The 13,829-nt window shown below is 43.1% G+C and carries 14 protein-coding genes; 9 read left to right on the forward strand and 5 right to left on the reverse strand.

Annotated elements, in window-relative coordinates; genetic code table 11:
- Positions 1-381 precede the first annotated feature (381 nt).
- Entirely contained in the window at positions 382-1,437 is a 1,056-nt protein-coding gene (gene aroG / locus SPEA_RS04395; protein ID WP_012154098.1) for a 3-deoxy-7-phosphoheptulonate synthase AroG, read from the forward strand.
- A gap of 76 nt (positions 1,438-1,513) precedes the next feature.
- Here the strand turns inward: aroG and SPEA_RS22940 are convergent, their stop codons facing one another.
- Positions 1,514-1,690, reverse strand: coding sequence for a hypothetical protein (locus SPEA_RS22940; protein WP_086024293.1), 177 nt, complete (start codon positions 1,688-1,690; stop codon positions 1,514-1,516).
- 332 nt (positions 1,691-2,022) lie between these two features.
- On the opposite strand from SPEA_RS22940, the gene SPEA_RS04400 reads away from it, so the two are divergent.
- Positions 2,023-3,795, forward strand: coding sequence for an ABCB family ABC transporter ATP-binding protein/permease (locus SPEA_RS04400; RefSeq protein ID WP_012154100.1), 1,773 nt, complete (start codon positions 2,023-2,025; stop codon positions 3,793-3,795).
- A 128-nt stretch (positions 3,796-3,923) separates the two neighbouring features.
- Positions 3,924-4,187, forward strand: coding sequence for a hypothetical protein (locus SPEA_RS04405; RefSeq protein WP_012154101.1), 264 nt, complete (start codon positions 3,924-3,926; stop codon positions 4,185-4,187).
- A 44-nt stretch (positions 4,188-4,231) separates the two neighbouring features.
- On the opposite strand, the gene SPEA_RS23050 is transcribed toward SPEA_RS04405, so the two are convergent.
- Both SPEA_RS23050 and SPEA_RS04415 read right to left on the reverse strand, forming a co-directional pair.
- The gene (locus SPEA_RS23050) at positions 4,232-4,429 is read right to left on the reverse strand and encodes a hypothetical protein (RefSeq protein WP_041410842.1); all 198 of its coding nucleotides are present in this window, start codon (positions 4,427-4,429) and stop codon (positions 4,232-4,234) included.
- A 33-nt stretch (positions 4,430-4,462) separates the two neighbouring features.
- Positions 4,463-5,056, reverse strand: coding sequence for a histidine phosphatase family protein (locus SPEA_RS04415; protein WP_012154103.1), 594 nt, complete (start codon positions 5,054-5,056; stop codon positions 4,463-4,465).
- Positions 5,057-5,172: 116 nt separating this feature from the next.
- Between SPEA_RS04415 and SPEA_RS04420 the strand changes: the two genes are divergently transcribed.
- The 5 genes from SPEA_RS04420 (at position 5,173) to SPEA_RS04440 (ending at position 11,225) form a co-directional block, all read left to right on the forward strand.
- Entirely contained in the window at positions 5,173-5,922 is a 750-nt protein-coding gene (locus SPEA_RS04420; RefSeq protein WP_012154104.1) for a ferredoxin--NADP reductase, read from the forward strand.
- 315 nt (positions 5,923-6,237) lie between these two features.
- Entirely contained in the window at positions 6,238-7,245 is a 1,008-nt protein-coding gene (locus SPEA_RS04425) for a Fe(3+) ABC transporter substrate-binding protein (protein WP_012154105.1), read from the forward strand.
- Positions 7,246-7,419: 174 nt separating this feature from the next.
- Complete coding sequence (locus SPEA_RS04430; RefSeq protein ID WP_012154106.1) at positions 7,420-9,051, forward strand: ABC transporter permease; 1,632 nt, start codon at positions 7,420-7,422, stop codon at positions 9,049-9,051.
- A gap of 1 nt (position 9,052) precedes the next feature.
- The gene (locus tag SPEA_RS04435) at positions 9,053-10,081 is read left to right on the forward strand and encodes an ABC transporter ATP-binding protein (protein WP_012154107.1); all 1,029 of its coding nucleotides are present in this window, start codon (positions 9,053-9,055) and stop codon (positions 10,079-10,081) included.
- Positions 10,082-10,289: 208 nt separating this feature from the next.
- Entirely contained in the window at positions 10,290-11,225 is a 936-nt protein-coding gene (locus SPEA_RS04440; protein ID WP_012154108.1) for a Dyp-type peroxidase, read from the forward strand.
- Positions 11,226-11,296: 71 nt separating this feature from the next.
- Here the strand turns inward: SPEA_RS04440 and SPEA_RS04445 are convergent, their stop codons facing one another.
- Both SPEA_RS04445 and argR read right to left on the reverse strand, forming a co-directional pair.
- The gene (locus tag SPEA_RS04445) at positions 11,297-11,761 is read right to left on the reverse strand and encodes a cupin domain-containing protein (protein WP_012154109.1); all 465 of its coding nucleotides are present in this window, start codon (positions 11,759-11,761) and stop codon (positions 11,297-11,299) included.
- Positions 11,762-12,024: 263 nt separating this feature from the next.
- The gene (gene argR, locus SPEA_RS04450) at positions 12,025-12,495 is read right to left on the reverse strand and encodes a transcriptional regulator ArgR (RefSeq protein WP_012154110.1); all 471 of its coding nucleotides are present in this window, start codon (positions 12,493-12,495) and stop codon (positions 12,025-12,027) included.
- 351 nt (positions 12,496-12,846) lie between these two features.
- Between argR and mdh the strand changes: the two genes are divergently transcribed.
- A complete protein-coding gene (gene mdh, locus SPEA_RS04455; protein ID WP_012154111.1) occupies positions 12,847-13,782 on the forward strand; it encodes a malate dehydrogenase in 936 nt (311 codons plus the stop codon).
- Positions 13,783-13,829 lie beyond the last annotated feature (47 nt).

The raw sequence follows: 13,829 nt of genomic DNA on the forward strand, positions 1-13,829 counted from the left end.
TATATCGTTAGCGGCAGTATTGTGCTTACGTTCTGAACACAATTGTCATGATACCTCTTCATATATAAGCCTGCTCATTGGCTTGTTTTTTGCGACCCTGAAGGCACAGCTCTGTATGTTGTTTATGTTACAGGGCTCTATTTAAGGTTAAAAATCCGAGTTGTCGATAATAATCAGATGTTTCATTGGGCTCTTAAGGTCATTTTGTTATCACTACTATAGATTTGTTTGTCAGTTATCTTCTTTTTAAACAATAGATTAAAAATAATTATATGAAATAATAATAACTTGATTGCAATCTGGCTTTTTACTGGATAAATTGAATGCAGTATCGCAATTGAGAGATCTGTATTCATAGGCTAGACGGAGCTAAGTATTACCATGTATTACCAAAATGATGATGTTCGAATTAATAAGATTAAAGAGTTGTTACCTCCAATTGCTATCTTGGAGCGATTTCCTGCAACTGAGAACGCATCGGCTACCGTGTTTAATGCCCGTGAAAATATCCATAACATTTTAGCCAAGCAAGATGACAGGCTATTAGTGGTGATTGGCCCATGTTCTATTCATGATCCTGTGGCGGCCCTAGAGTATGGTAAGCGTTTAGTCGAACTGCGTGAGCGCTATAAAGATCAGCTTGAAATTGTTATGCGGGTTTACTTTGAGAAACCTCGTACAACAGTGGGTTGGAAAGGCTTGATTAACGATCCGTACATGGATAACAGCTTCAAACTAAACGATGGTTTGCGTACAGCAAGAAAATTGTTGTTAGATCTAAACAATATGGGCTTACCTACAGCAGGAGAGTTCTTAGATATGATCACGCCTCAGTACGTAGCCGATCTTATGTGTTGGGGAGCCATTGGGGCACGCACAACTGAGTCTCAAGTTCATCGTGAGTTAGCTTCGGGCCTTTCGAGTCCAGTAGGCTTTAAGAATGGTACCGACGGCACCATAAAGGTGGCGATCGATGCGATTGGCGCCGCAAGCGCACCGCATCATTTCCTGTCTGTGACTAAGTTTGGTCATTCGGCGATTGTCGAGACCAAGGGAAATCCCGATTGTCATATCATTTTGCGTGGTGGTAAAGAGCCAAATTACAGCGCCGAACATGTCGCCGATATCAATCTACAACTAGAAAAAGCCGGTCTTGCTAAAAACATCATGATCGATTTTAGCCATGCCAATAGCAGTAAGCAGTTCGAACGCCAGATGCTGGTCGCCGAAGATGTGGGTGCTCAGATGGCAAATGGCGATATGTCGATCTTCGGCGTAATGGTTGAAAGTAATTTGATTGAAGGTCGTCAGGATCATATTGAAGGCCACTCACTTTGTTATGGCCAAAGTGTGACAGACGCTTGTATTGGTTGGCAAGATTCTGAAAAGCTATTAGATATACTTAACGAGAGTATCGTTAAGCGCAGAAATCGATAGAGTAATGCTAATCAGTATAAATAGAAAAAGGAGGCATTAGCCTCCTTTTTTGATCAAGTAATTTAATGGGCTAGGATTAAGTTTTCTCTTGCCCGATTAAGTATTCGTTGGCTTTCGCTAAACTGCCAAAAGAAGCAATTAGATTACTCTGTCCCTTTTCTTGGATCTCAGGGTTTCCTGATTGAGTCATCATCCATATCCATGTTTGGATGAGTGGTAAGGGGGGATATTTTGGCTTGGATGAGTCCAGCATGTTTGCATCCTTTTTTAGTTAACGTTAAAAGAGCATGTTTCAGCTCTTCTTGCCTGTTTACGCTTAATATTTTTGCCGAAGAGTATCAAATTCTTTTCTTTGGGTTAACAGAATTTGCGCTACTTAACACAAAATTACCGAGAAAGGTGCAAACTACCCCTTATGGAGAGTCTAAAGTACACTCAGTCGGGCTAAAGTCGTACGATACCACAGCTTGTTATCTGTGGTCGTTAACTTTTTATAAACATTACTCTGATGTGTTTTGTACTGAATAAAGCTTACTTAATTGAAAATGAACTTAGTCTGCACTTCTATAGAATTTGGAATTTTAAATGCGTCCCTCTTTATATTTCGATGGTCCAATTGGTAAATTAAATTGGCATGTGCTGCGCATGTTATGGCCTTATCTGATCGAGTTTAAACAAAGAGTCGGCTTGGCCTTGCTATGCCTGGTTATTGCAAAATTGGCCAGCGTAAGCCTGCCGTTTGTTCTTAAAGATCTGGTTGATGGTCTCTCTAACTCATCTGCCAAGGAGCTGATCTCAGTTCCCATCTCTTTAGTCATTGCCTATGGTTGTATACGCTTACTGAACACCATTATTTCAGAGGTGAGAGATACGCTATTTGGTCGAGTGACAGAGCGAGCTATCCGCCGTTTAGGGATGGCGGTGTTTGAACATCTGCATCGTTTGGATATGGCGTTTCATTTAGAGCGCAGAACCGGTGGGCTATCGCGAGATATCGAGCGCGGTACCAGTGGCATGAGCTTCTTGATGCGCTTTATGGTGTTTAACATAGTGCCGACAATTCTCGAAATCATTCTGGTCGTGGGGATCTTATTTTATAACTACGGCTATGCCTTTGCCGGTGTGACGCTGATTTCCGTGATGGCCTACGGGGCTTATTCGATCGTAGCTACCGAATGGCGTACTGGCTATGTACGTGATGCAGCTAAAGCCGACTCGGTCTCTAGTACCCGAGCTATCGATAGTTTGCTTAACTATGAAACGGTTAAGTATTTCAATAATGAACAGTATGAAGCTAAACAGTATGATGTGGCTTTAGCGCAATGGGAGGAGGCTAAGCGTAAGAACCGGCTTTCCTTGTTTGCATTAAATGCGGGTCAGGCTTGTATCATCTCGGTGGCGATGACATTGATGTTAGGTATGGCAGCGTATGACGTGGTACAAGGCGAGATGACCATAGGTGATTTTGTATTGATCAATGCCTTTATGATGCAGCTATTTATTCCACTTAATTTTTTAGGCTTTGTCTATCGAGAGATCCGCGGGGCCTTTGCCAATATCGAGAGGATGTTTGATCTATTGGAGAAAGTACCTTCGATTCAAGACTCGGCTGGCGCGAGTAATCAGCTATTGAGTCAAGGTAGGGTGTCATTTGAGCATGTGGGATTTAGTTACGACTCAAGAAAGATTTTAAATGATGTCAGCTTTACTATAGAGACGGGCCAAAAAGTAGCAATCGTTGGTGATAGTGGCGCGGGGAAGTCGACACTGGTTAAGCTATTATTTCGTTTTTATGATGTGGGCGATGGGCGGATCTGTATCGATGGCCATGATATTCGCGCCTTGACACAGAGCTGTTTACGCCAAGCCATAGCGATAGTACCTCAAGATACAGTGCTGTTTAACGATACCTTGATAGAAAATATTCGTTATGGCCGCCCAGAGGCTACCCGAGAAGAGATAGATGCTGCGATTAAGATGGCACACCTTAGCCAATTTATTGAGAGTCTACCTGAAGGCGGGGAAACGAAAGTTGGCGAACGAGGCCTAAAGTTGTCCGGTGGTGAAAAGCAACGAGTCGCGATTGCGAGAGCTATCTTGAAGAAGTCCCCCATCTTAGTTTTCGATGAGGCGACTTCATCTTTAGACAGCCATTCTGAACAGGCAATTTTAACGGCCTTAAAGGAGGTGGCAAAAGGCCATACTAGCTTAGTGATAGCGCATCGACTCTCGACTGTTGTCGATGCCGACCGTATCATAGTCTTGAGTAAGGGCAGAGTCGTCGAAACGGGTAACCATAGTGAGTTACTCGCTGCGAAAGGCTTCTATGCCAATCTTTGGCGTGTGCAGCAGGAGTAATCGCCTAAAAAATTGCTTATTATTAAAGTATTATTAAGAAAAGCCTGTTTAGGGTTCAGCATAGGTTCAGTTTCATGTGTCTATAATCAATCTCAACTTAACGGGACGCTAATACAGAGAAGGTCACAATGAAAAATATACCTATACTCGTACACATTGAAGGACAGGACAGCAAAGTTAACACCGATTGGCTCGCGATTATGGCGACGCTAAAAAAGCGTGGACTCGAAAATGATGAACTTGAAGTGGTGTATTTTGAATTATGTGCCGGTATGCGAGTGACAACTCGAGGCTTAGGCCTAGCGAAAGCCAGCCCTATCGATCCATTACAAGGCCTGTTACATGAACCCAAGTTTTCGGCTAGGGATTATGCGGGCATGCTAAGTGCTTAAGCTATTGACCGATTAAGTTTTTAATCACTTAAGTTTTCAACCGTTCAAGTAATTGGCTTACCCATTTTCCAGCCCTCGCAGATCAGTTTAGCTTGAGGAGAAGGTTCTTTTGTTGGTTTCAATCCAATGATTTTACCTTCTCTAAAGCAGATAAACTCACCTTCAATGTTGGTCATTCGCTGACAAGTGCTACAACTTGCCGATAGCGGCTTATTGTTTGAAGACGTATTTGAATTGCTCACCGTATATCCCTCACTGCTACTTATTACGTCAAATTAATCATGTGTAGAAGTTGAAATAACCCTTTTCCCAAAGTGGCTCTGAGTCAGAGTTATCTCTCCAGATTTAGCGATAGAAAGTAGATATAGAGTCCCATATTGAGCCTCATCAATTGCCGGGATAATCGGCCCGCCTAACGCCTTAATGATAAGTGGGACAGTGTTGGAGTGTCCGGCAATCAGGCTGTTGCCCGAAGTTTGATTCACTAGAGTGACCACTGAAGCTACATGAGCCTCCGTTCCAAACTGAGTATCGGCAATAATTACCGGGAGCTTTCTTTGGCTAGCAATGGGATCTAAGGTCAATTGGGTTCGTTGATAGTTAGAAGCGATAAGCTGAGAGAGTTCGAGTGGTTTCAGCGCTTCACTCAACGCTAGCGCTCTTTGTTGTCCCGCTTCAGTCAATATTGGGTTACGACTGCCCTCTTCAATTTTTTCAGCATGCCTAACGAGTACCACAATCTTCGTTTGGGAAGTGCTTATAGCGTCAATGACTCCGGAGTTAATAGGCTGGGCACCACTGGCTAAGCTGGTAATGAATAGTAGCTGCCCCAGCATAACGACTGCGATTGATTTTAGCTGCCATCTCATAAGTGCACTCCGATAATACTAACTTGTCTGTTGGCTAGACTATTCTTTCTGAATATGAAATAAAAGCTAATGTAAGTTTAATTGTTCATATTCAGTCAGCTGTTTTAGGAGGTGCTATGTGGATTGAAGGTCGGGTCATAGAGAAGCGAGACTGGAACGATAAATTATTTTCGCTAAAGATTAGCGTCGATATTGGACACTTTACTGCAGGACAGTTTATTAAGCTCAGTCAGGTTGTGGATGATAAACGAATTGGCCGAGCTTACTCATTAGTTAACCCTCCGGGAAGTGACTATATAGAAGTGTTAGCTGTGGCTGTTGAAGAGGGACTGTTATCACCGAACCTGCAAGAACTTAAGGTCGGTGACACTATAGACGTTGCTACCAAAGCGACCGGCTTTATGACCTTAGACGAATTACCTAAAGAAGAGCATAGAGGCAAGCACCTATGGTTTTTAGCCACTGGCACGGCGGTTGGGCCATTCATCTCTATGATGGATACCAGTGAGCCTTGGCTCTCCTATGAGAAAGTAGTCTTGGTCTATGGGGTGCGTAAAATTGAAGACTTAGCTTATCTCGAGCATCTTAAGCAATATGAAGCAAGCTATCCTGAGCAGTTCAAACTGGTGCTTTCTGTGACGCGTGAAGAGCTTAGGGGCGCTTTGTCTACTCGGATCCCCGATGCTATTATCTCCGGAGAGCTAGAAGCTAAAGTAGGCTTAAAGCTTAGTCCTGAAATTTCGCAAGTGATGATTTGTGGCAATCCGGAGATGATTACCCAATCACAGCAGGTGTTACAAGATAGAGGATTAGTGAAAAATCTTCGCCGTGCTCCGGGTCAAGTTACCGTTGAGAGGTATTGGTAAAGTGATATGGCTGTTGCAGGCTTGGCATTTTTCAGATGCTGAATAGTATGGCCTATCTCATTCGGCTTTAGCCTACATCAAGTGGATTAATGATAGATGAGGTTAGGTTTAGACTTTATCGCAGGCCGTTATACATTAAATATTAGCTAACCCTATGTAAGTTAAGTATTTGCTTAAGTTTGATGACTTGTCTATTTTGGGTTGAAGCTGTGACAAATGCTTGCTGTTTATGTGAGTTTTTATTACTCTTGTCGCAATTGAGAATTATTATCAGTTGTATCTGGTGATTCGGACACTTGTTAAGGGAGAAGAGTAATGAAAATGGTAAAGAGTCTAGCTGTGATAGGACTGGCTTGTTTTGCATCTATAGCCAATGCTGCTGATAGATTAACAGTTTATTCCTACCGACAAGCCTTTTTGATCGATCCTATCTTAGAGAACTTTACTAAAGAGACTGGTGTAAAAGTTGATGTCGTCTTCTCTAAGAAGGGGATCGCCGAGCGTATGGTACGTGAAGGACGATTGTCTAAAGCCGATATCGTACTGACTTCTGACTTTTATCGCTTGATGGAGTTAGTTGAAAAGGATTTAGTCGTACCAGCGAGTAGTGACATTCTCAAGCAAAATATTCCTGCAAAATATCGCTCACCAGACGATGAGTGGTATGCGCTAACCATGCGAGTACGCAATATCTATTCTTCAAAAGACCGTCTTGGCAAGCTCGACATCAACTACGAAGATTTAGCTGACCCTAAGTACAAGGGCAAGATCTGTACTCGCAGTGGTAAACATCCCTATAACGTTTCTCTAGTTGCTTCTATGATTGCTCATTATGGAGAGCAAGAAACTAAAACATGGCTTGAGGGTTGGAAGGCAAACTTAGCTAGAAAACCACAGGGTAATGATAGAGCACAGGTTAAAGCTGTAAGCGAAGGCTTATGTGACTTAGCAGTCGGTAACAGCTATTACTTAGGTAAGATGTTACAAAACCCAGATCAAAAGCAGTGGGCCGATGCGATAGAGATTAACTTCCCTAACCAAGATAATCGTGGCTCACATATCAACGTATCCGGTATGGCATTGGCTAAACATTCTAAGAATCAAGCTTTAGCGCTTCAGTTGATGGAGTATTTATCTGGTAATAAGGCCCAGCAAGCTTATGCAGAAGTAAATTTTGAATACCCTGTTAAAGCCGACGTTCAGCCGTCAGAACTCGTCGCTTCTTGGGGAGAGTTTAAAGCCGACGACCTACCGATTTACAAGTTGGCTGAATATCATGGCGCAGCGATTAAGTTACTCGATGAAGTTAAGTTTGATCTCTAGCCAAAGACTCGTGATAACTTAAGGTTGAGCTAACCTAATGGGGCTAAGCTTAGAATAGCGCTCAGAAGTTAATGCGTTAGCTCGGCTTACAAATATTTAAGTTAACCTATCGTTAGATAGGTTTTCTTGTTTTTATCAAAGTACACGGATGTTTATTTTTAGGTAGTTAATCTTATGGTTTTAGGCTTAGCTAAAGGCTGGTCTGTTGCGGGTTACACCTTGGCGTTATTTATCATAATGCCACTTATTGCGTTAATCGTTCAGTCGTTCTTGCCCGATGAAGCTGTATTTGGCCATCTGTTTAATACGGTTTTACCCACCTACATCAGTAACAGTCTGTGGTTGATGCTTTGGGTTGTCGTTGGCTCATTATTCATTGCTGTTCCAGCTGCTTGGCTTGTGGCTAAGTGTCAGTTTCCTGGACGTCAAATCTTTCAGTGGGCACTGTTACTGCCATTAGCCATGCCCGCTTATGTGGTCGCCTATGTTTACACGGATCTGTTTGATTATGCTGGCCCCGTACAGGGAGCACTACGCAGCTTTTTTGGCTGGCAGACTCCTCAAGATTACTTCTTCCCCGAGGTGCGCTCATTAGGCGGCGCATCCATCATGTTAGCGCTAGTGCTGTTCCCCTATATTTATCTGTTAGCCCGCACCGCTTTTATGGAGCAGTCAGCTAGTTTGAGTCAGGCTACGCGCGTGATGGGTTGCGGCCCATGGAAAAGCTTTTGGCGTCTAAGTCTGCCGATGGCTAGGCCTGCATTGGCAGTCGGCGCGGCCCTAGTGGCGATGGAAACCGCGGCGGATTTTGCGACTGTGAGTTACTTTGCTGTGCCGACATTGACCACGGCGGTTTACGATACTTGGTTTGAATATGGCAGCTTAACGGCGGCGGCAAAGCTTTCCACTATTATGTTATTAGTTATTTTTGCCATGGTGGGTTTTGAGCGATTCGCGAGGCGTAAGCAAAAGCTATTTCAGAAGCAATCGACACCGGGAGAACTCGATATTTATCCACTGTCTGGTTTGAAGGCATTTGCGGCAACGACCTACTGTGGCGCTCTTTTGACTCTAGCCTTCCTGTTACCTTTTATTATCTTGCTGCAATACGCCTATGGTTATTTTTCCGAAAGCTGGAATGAAGAGTTTTTTGAATACAGTTTTAATAGCTTATGGATCTCTATGCTAGTGAGCGTCATCTGTGTGGCTATCGGTATTGTGCTGATGTTTATTCGCCGCATTAGCCCAAGGCGCGCAGATATACTCCCTTCTAGATTGGCCTCAACGGGCTATGCATTACCCGGCACTGTATTAGCTATCGGCATTTTAGTGCCTTTTACTCGGCTCGATTTTGCCATCAATGATCTGGTTGAATACCTTGGTTTTCAGGGCCCAGGGCTTATCTTAACCGGCAGTAGCTTCATTATTGTCTGTGCCTTTACGATCCGCTTTGCTGCTATTGCGATAGGCAGTATTGAGAACAGTTATAAACGCATCTCGCCATCGCTGGATATGGCGGGGATCACTATGGGTCTTAAACCATTAGGTCTTTTAAGGTGGGTACATATACCTCTTCTTAGAAAAGGTATCTTTGCTGGATTACTGCTGGTGTTTATTGAATGTATGAAGGAGCTGCCAGCAGCATTGCTCTTAAGGCCAATAGGCTTTGAAAACTTGGCGACTTATGTATTCCAATTTGTGTCGGACGAACAGCTCGAACACGGTGCGTTAGCCGCCATCGTAATAGTACTCGTCGGCTTAGTTCCACTTATCTACCTTAACCGTTCCTTGGAGCAGGATAATTAATATGGCCACTTTACAAGTTAAGCAAGTGTTTAGCGACTACCAAGGACAACAGGTGCTAAAGGGCCTAGATCTCACTGTAGAAAAGGGAGAGATAGTCGCTCTCTTAGGCCCTAGCGGTTGCGGCAAGACCACCTTATTACGGGCTATTGCTGGGCTGCAGGCGATAAGTCACGGTAGTATCACTATAAACGATAGAGTCGTTGCGGATGATAGTTGTTTTATTGCCAGTGAGCAGCGTGGTGTTGGGATGATTTTTCAAGATTATGCATTGTTTCCTCATTTAACCGTTGCTGAAAATATTCTATTTGGCGTAGTTACACGCGATAAAGCCGTAAGGCGGGCGCGTTTACAAGAGATGCTCTCCCTAGTAAAGCTTGATGGGTTAGCTAAACGTTATCCTCATGAGCTTTCAGGCGGACAGCAACAGAGGGTATCTATTGCAAGGGCACTAGCCTATGAGCCCGAAGTGCTGCTATTAGATGAGCCTTTCTCTAATATTGACGCCAAGGTACGCCGAGAGATGATGCTAGAGATCCGGGATATCTTAAAGAAGCATAATGTAAGTGCGGTTTTTGTGACTCACAGTAAAGATGAGGCCTTTGTCTTTGCTGATAAGTTAGCGCTGTTTAACCAAGGTCAAATCGTACAGTGCGGCGAAGCGGAAAGTTTGTATTCTGCGCCTTCTGATAAGTATGTGGCAGACTTTCTAGGTGCCGGAAATTATTTAGAGGCGAGGGTACTTGATGGTCACCGTATCGTTACCGCAGTAGGTGAGATAGAGAGTGAGTCCGAGCTCAATTTACCCATACAAAGCCAGGTTGAAGTATTGTTAAGGCCACAACAGCTTTTATTGAAGGCCGATACTGGGGGGATAGGAGAGGTCATTAGCCGCCGCTTCTTAGGTAATATCTGCCAATATCAGGTTCAAGTAGCCGATAATATGCTTGATATACACAGTTCAGAGCTTGATTTTTTAGTCGGTCAGCGGGTCGCTATCGAGTGTAAGAATCATAGTTTGGTCTTGTTTTAAAATAATTTTATGTGATTTCCAGATGGTCAGAACTGGATGATAGCCGATAGAAGGCGGGAACAATGTATAGTCGCTGGCATTAAATTCAGTGGTTCCTTAAGGAATTTGCTACAAATTCTAGTTATTGTGCGTCAGTTAATGATATTAATAACTAAAGTTATAGATAATAATGCCGAATATTAATTAAGAGAAAGGGTTACATATAATAATGGATAGTCAGGTTATGCCTCGTGAACAGCTTGGAGTATGTGCAGAAGGAAACTTGCACAGTGTCTATTTAATGTTTAATGCTAATGAGAGTGTCGAGTCTGACATGCGTCCTTGTGTTGCCAATGTCGCGCAATACATCTTTGAATTGGCAGATCAATATTCTGATAGTGCATTTAACGGTTTTGTCGCAATTGGTGCAAACTACTGGGACACCTTATACCCCGATGCTCGACCAAGTCAGCTAAAGCCTTTCCCTGCTATGAATCGTGATAATCGAGATGCGCCAGCTATCGAGTATGACTTGTTCGTGCAAGTCCGTTGTGACCGTTTTGATATTTTACACTTAGTCGCTAATGAAGTTTGCCAAATGTTTGAAGGCTTAGTAGAGCTTGTAGACGAAGAGCGTGGCTTTAGGTTCCTCGATTCGCGCGACCTAACGGGCTTTGTCGATGGCACTGAAAACCCTAAAGGGCGCAGCAGACAAGAAGTGGCCTTGATTGGCGATGAAGATAGCCCATTTAAAGGTGGTAGTTATATTCATGTGCAAAAGTTTGCTCATAACTTGAGTAAATGGAATCGACTTCCAGTTAAGAAGCAAGAAGATATAGTGGGTCGCACCAAGTCCGATAATATCGAATATGCCTCGGCGGACAAACCGCTGACGAGCCATATTAAGCGTGTTAATCTTAAAGATAGCGAAGGTAAATCGATGGAGATCCTAAGGCAGAGCATGCCTTACGGTTCAGTTAAAGAGCAAGGTTTGATGTTTATCTCTACTTGTCGTAATTCAGTACATTTCGAGAAGATGTTAGAGAGCATGGTGCACGGTGACAATGAGGGAAATCACGATCATTTATTGCATTTCACTCAAGCGCTAACGGGCTCATCATTCTTCGCGCCTTCTCTAGATTTTATGATCTCAGTCAACGGCTAATAGGCTCGCTTATTTGAACAATAAAAAAACGCACGTTAAGGTGCGTTTTTTATTGGGAGTAATAGTGAAAATTATTCGCTATCAACTTCGTCTTTATCCCAATAGTTAGTGGTGCGTCGAGCGTAAATTTCGTTGACAGATTTTACCAGTACCTTGTTGGTTTCTGGATATACGACTACGTCGTGAATGTCTCGGTTTCCGACGACAAGAAACACAAAGTCTTTATCGCTATGGTTGACGAGTTTGTGAGAAATGCCGGTATCAGCATTGAAGCAGATATACTCTCCTTGGCTAAAGGAGTGAGGCTCATCGTCGATATAAAGCGTTGCTTCTCCATGCATGGCATAGATGTGCTCTTCTTCTTTAGTGTGGTAATGCGATACCGCTGAAGACTTACCTGGCGCTAATCGCTCCATGGTCACACCGATTTTTTCGCCGCCAGCCGCGTCACCTAAGTGTTTTTGCTCACTGGCATATTTATCTTCATGCTGCCAAGGTTCCCAGCATATATCATTGATATTTATTATATTACTCATACTTATTATTCCCCTCGACTAACAATACTGTCGCTTAGGATTATAACGATTATTGCTCAAGAGAGAAGCAGCTATTCAATATATTGTATAAATCATGCTGTTTCATACAGGGAGCGTTAAGCTGAGTGATGGCTTGGGAGAACACACGAGAAAGGGGAGTCGTACATCTAGGTGGAGATAAAAGACAAAATGCCGTAGCCCTTGGGTTACGGCATTTTTGGTGCAGATAGTCCGTCGCTTAAGCTAATGATTAAAGCATGAGCTTAGTCGGCGTAATTAAATAATGACTTAACCGTTTCTAATGTGTCTTCAATACTATGGATACTAGATGGGCAGATGAAAATCGTATCATCACCAGCAATGGTACCTAAAATACCTTCAGGCTTACCTATTGAATCAAGTAGACGAGCGATTAATTGTGCAGCGCCAGGGCTGGTTCTGACAACAATCATAGACTGGTTATGGTCAACATCTAGTACTAGGTTTTTAAGCGGGCTGCCAGCAGTAGGCACGCCTAGCTCTGCTGGGAGGCAATAAACCATCTCTTGTTTAGCGTTACGGGTTCTAACCGCACCAAACTTGCTTAGCATACGAGATACTTTAGATTGGTTGATATTGCTAAAGCCCTCAGCTTGTAGGGCGTTAACTATTTCACTTTGGGAACCAAATCGTTCCTCTTTTAAAATAGATTTGAAAGTCTTAACTAAATCATCTGGGCTTCTACTAGCTTGCATATATTATTATTCTTTATTCAAAAAAATCTGCACTATCATGATTATTTTCGTCATTTTTGTCAATTGGTATTCGTTTTTCTGAATAAAAATTCATTAAGAGATTCACTTAGGCTTAATGGTGTAACTTAAGTTAGAATGATTATTCTAATTTTTAACTTGCTAATTTATCATGCCTGCAGCTCTGTAAGCATGATATTCACTAGCTTTTTTCGTTTTTCGTCTTACATTAGCGTTGTAGATTATATGGGACACGACTAAGGGATAATTGAATTCTTTTTGTGAATCAAGTACTGTTGCGGCATTGGGAAGATGGATCTAAGTCACAAAATCCGAGAATTAACGGAGATAATTATGAAAGTTGCTGTACTTGGTGCTGCTGGTGGTATTGGCCAGGCGCTTGCCCTATTGTTAAAAACTCAATTACCTGCGGGTTCAAAATTGTCGCTTTATGATATCGCTCCAGTGACACCTGGTGTAGCGGTTGATCTAAGCCACATCCCTACAGCGGTTGAAGTTAAAGGTTTCGCAGGTGAAGATCCGACTGCAGCGCTAGAAGGTGCTGATGTTGTTCTTATCTCTGCTGGCGTTGCACGTAAACCTGGAATGGATCGCTCAGATCTATTTAACATCAATGCTGGTATCGTTCGTAACTTAGTTGAAAAGTGCGCCGCGACTTGCCCTAAAGCATTAATCGGTATTATCACTAACCCTGTCAATACAACTGTAGCGATTGCAGCCGAAGTATTGAAGAATGCAGGTGTTTACGACAAGAACCGCTTATTTGGGGTGACAACCCTTGATGTTATCCGCTCTGAAACTTTTGTTGCTGAAGCAAAAGGCTTGAATGTTGCTGATGTTAAGGTGCCAGTTATTGGCGGCCATAGTGGTGTGACTATTCTGCCGCTGCTTTCACAAGTTGAAGGCGTAAGCTTTACTGATGCCGAAGTTGCAGCACTTACTACCCGTATTCAGAACGCGGGTACTGAGGTTGTTGAGGCTAAAGCCGGTGGGGGTAGTGCGACACTTTCTATGGGGCAAGCGGCATGCCGTTTCGGTCTGTCATTAGTTCGCGGCCTTCAAGGTGAAGCTAATGTTGTTGAGTGCGCTTACGTCGACGGTGGCAGTGAACATGCTGAATTCTTCGCACAACCTGTTGTATTAGGTAAAAATGGCGTCGAAGAAGTGTTAGCTTACGGTGAAGTCAGTGCATTTGAAGCAAATGCACGTGATGCGATGCTAGATACACTTCAGGCTGATATCCAACTAGGTATTGATTTCGTCAAGTAATCAATTAGCTGCAATTAAAAAGGGAGCCACTAGGCTCCCTTTTTTGG

Origin of the sequence: Shewanella pealeana ATCC 700345, assembly GCF_000018285.1 — a bacterium.
GTDB lineage: Bacteria > Pseudomonadota > Gammaproteobacteria > Enterobacterales > Shewanellaceae > Shewanella > Shewanella pealeana.

What these genes read in the sequence shown, in the direction of transcription:
- SPEA_RS04445 (WP_012154109.1), bottom strand. Translation starts at nt 11,761, where the DNA reads ATGAGTAATATAATAAATATCAATGATATATGCTGGGAACCTTGGCAG.
- SPEA_RS04435 (WP_012154107.1), top strand. Translation starts at nt 9,053, where the DNA reads ATGGCCACTTTACAAGTTAAGCAAGTGTTTAGCGACTACCAAGGACAA.
- SPEA_RS04405 (WP_012154101.1), top strand. Translation starts at nt 3,924, where the DNA reads ATGAAAAATATACCTATACTCGTACACATTGAAGGACAGGACAGCAAA.
- argR (WP_012154110.1), bottom strand. Translation starts at nt 12,495, where the DNA reads ATGCAAGCTAGTAGAAGCCCAGATGATTTAGTTAAGACTTTCAAATCT.
- SPEA_RS04400 (WP_012154100.1), top strand. Translation starts at nt 2,023, where the DNA reads ATGCGTCCCTCTTTATATTTCGATGGTCCAATTGGTAAATTAAATTGG.
- SPEA_RS04425 (WP_012154105.1), top strand. Translation starts at nt 6,238, where the DNA reads ATGAAAATGGTAAAGAGTCTAGCTGTGATAGGACTGGCTTGTTTTGCA.
- SPEA_RS04415 (WP_012154103.1), bottom strand. Translation starts at nt 5,056, where the DNA reads ATGAGATGGCAGCTAAAATCAATCGCAGTCGTTATGCTGGGGCAGCTA.
- aroG (WP_012154098.1), top strand. Translation starts at nt 382, where the DNA reads ATGTATTACCAAAATGATGATGTTCGAATTAATAAGATTAAAGAGTTG.
- mdh (WP_012154111.1), top strand. Translation starts at nt 12,847, where the DNA reads ATGAAAGTTGCTGTACTTGGTGCTGCTGGTGGTATTGGCCAGGCGCTT.
- SPEA_RS04430 (WP_012154106.1), top strand. Translation starts at nt 7,420, where the DNA reads ATGGTTTTAGGCTTAGCTAAAGGCTGGTCTGTTGCGGGTTACACCTTG.
- SPEA_RS22940 (WP_086024293.1), bottom strand. Translation starts at nt 1,690, where the DNA reads ATGCTGGACTCATCCAAGCCAAAATATCCCCCCTTACCACTCATCCAA.
- SPEA_RS04440 (WP_012154108.1), top strand. Translation starts at nt 10,290, where the DNA reads ATGGATAGTCAGGTTATGCCTCGTGAACAGCTTGGAGTATGTGCAGAA.
- SPEA_RS04420 (WP_012154104.1), top strand. Translation starts at nt 5,173, where the DNA reads ATGTGGATTGAAGGTCGGGTCATAGAGAAGCGAGACTGGAACGATAAA.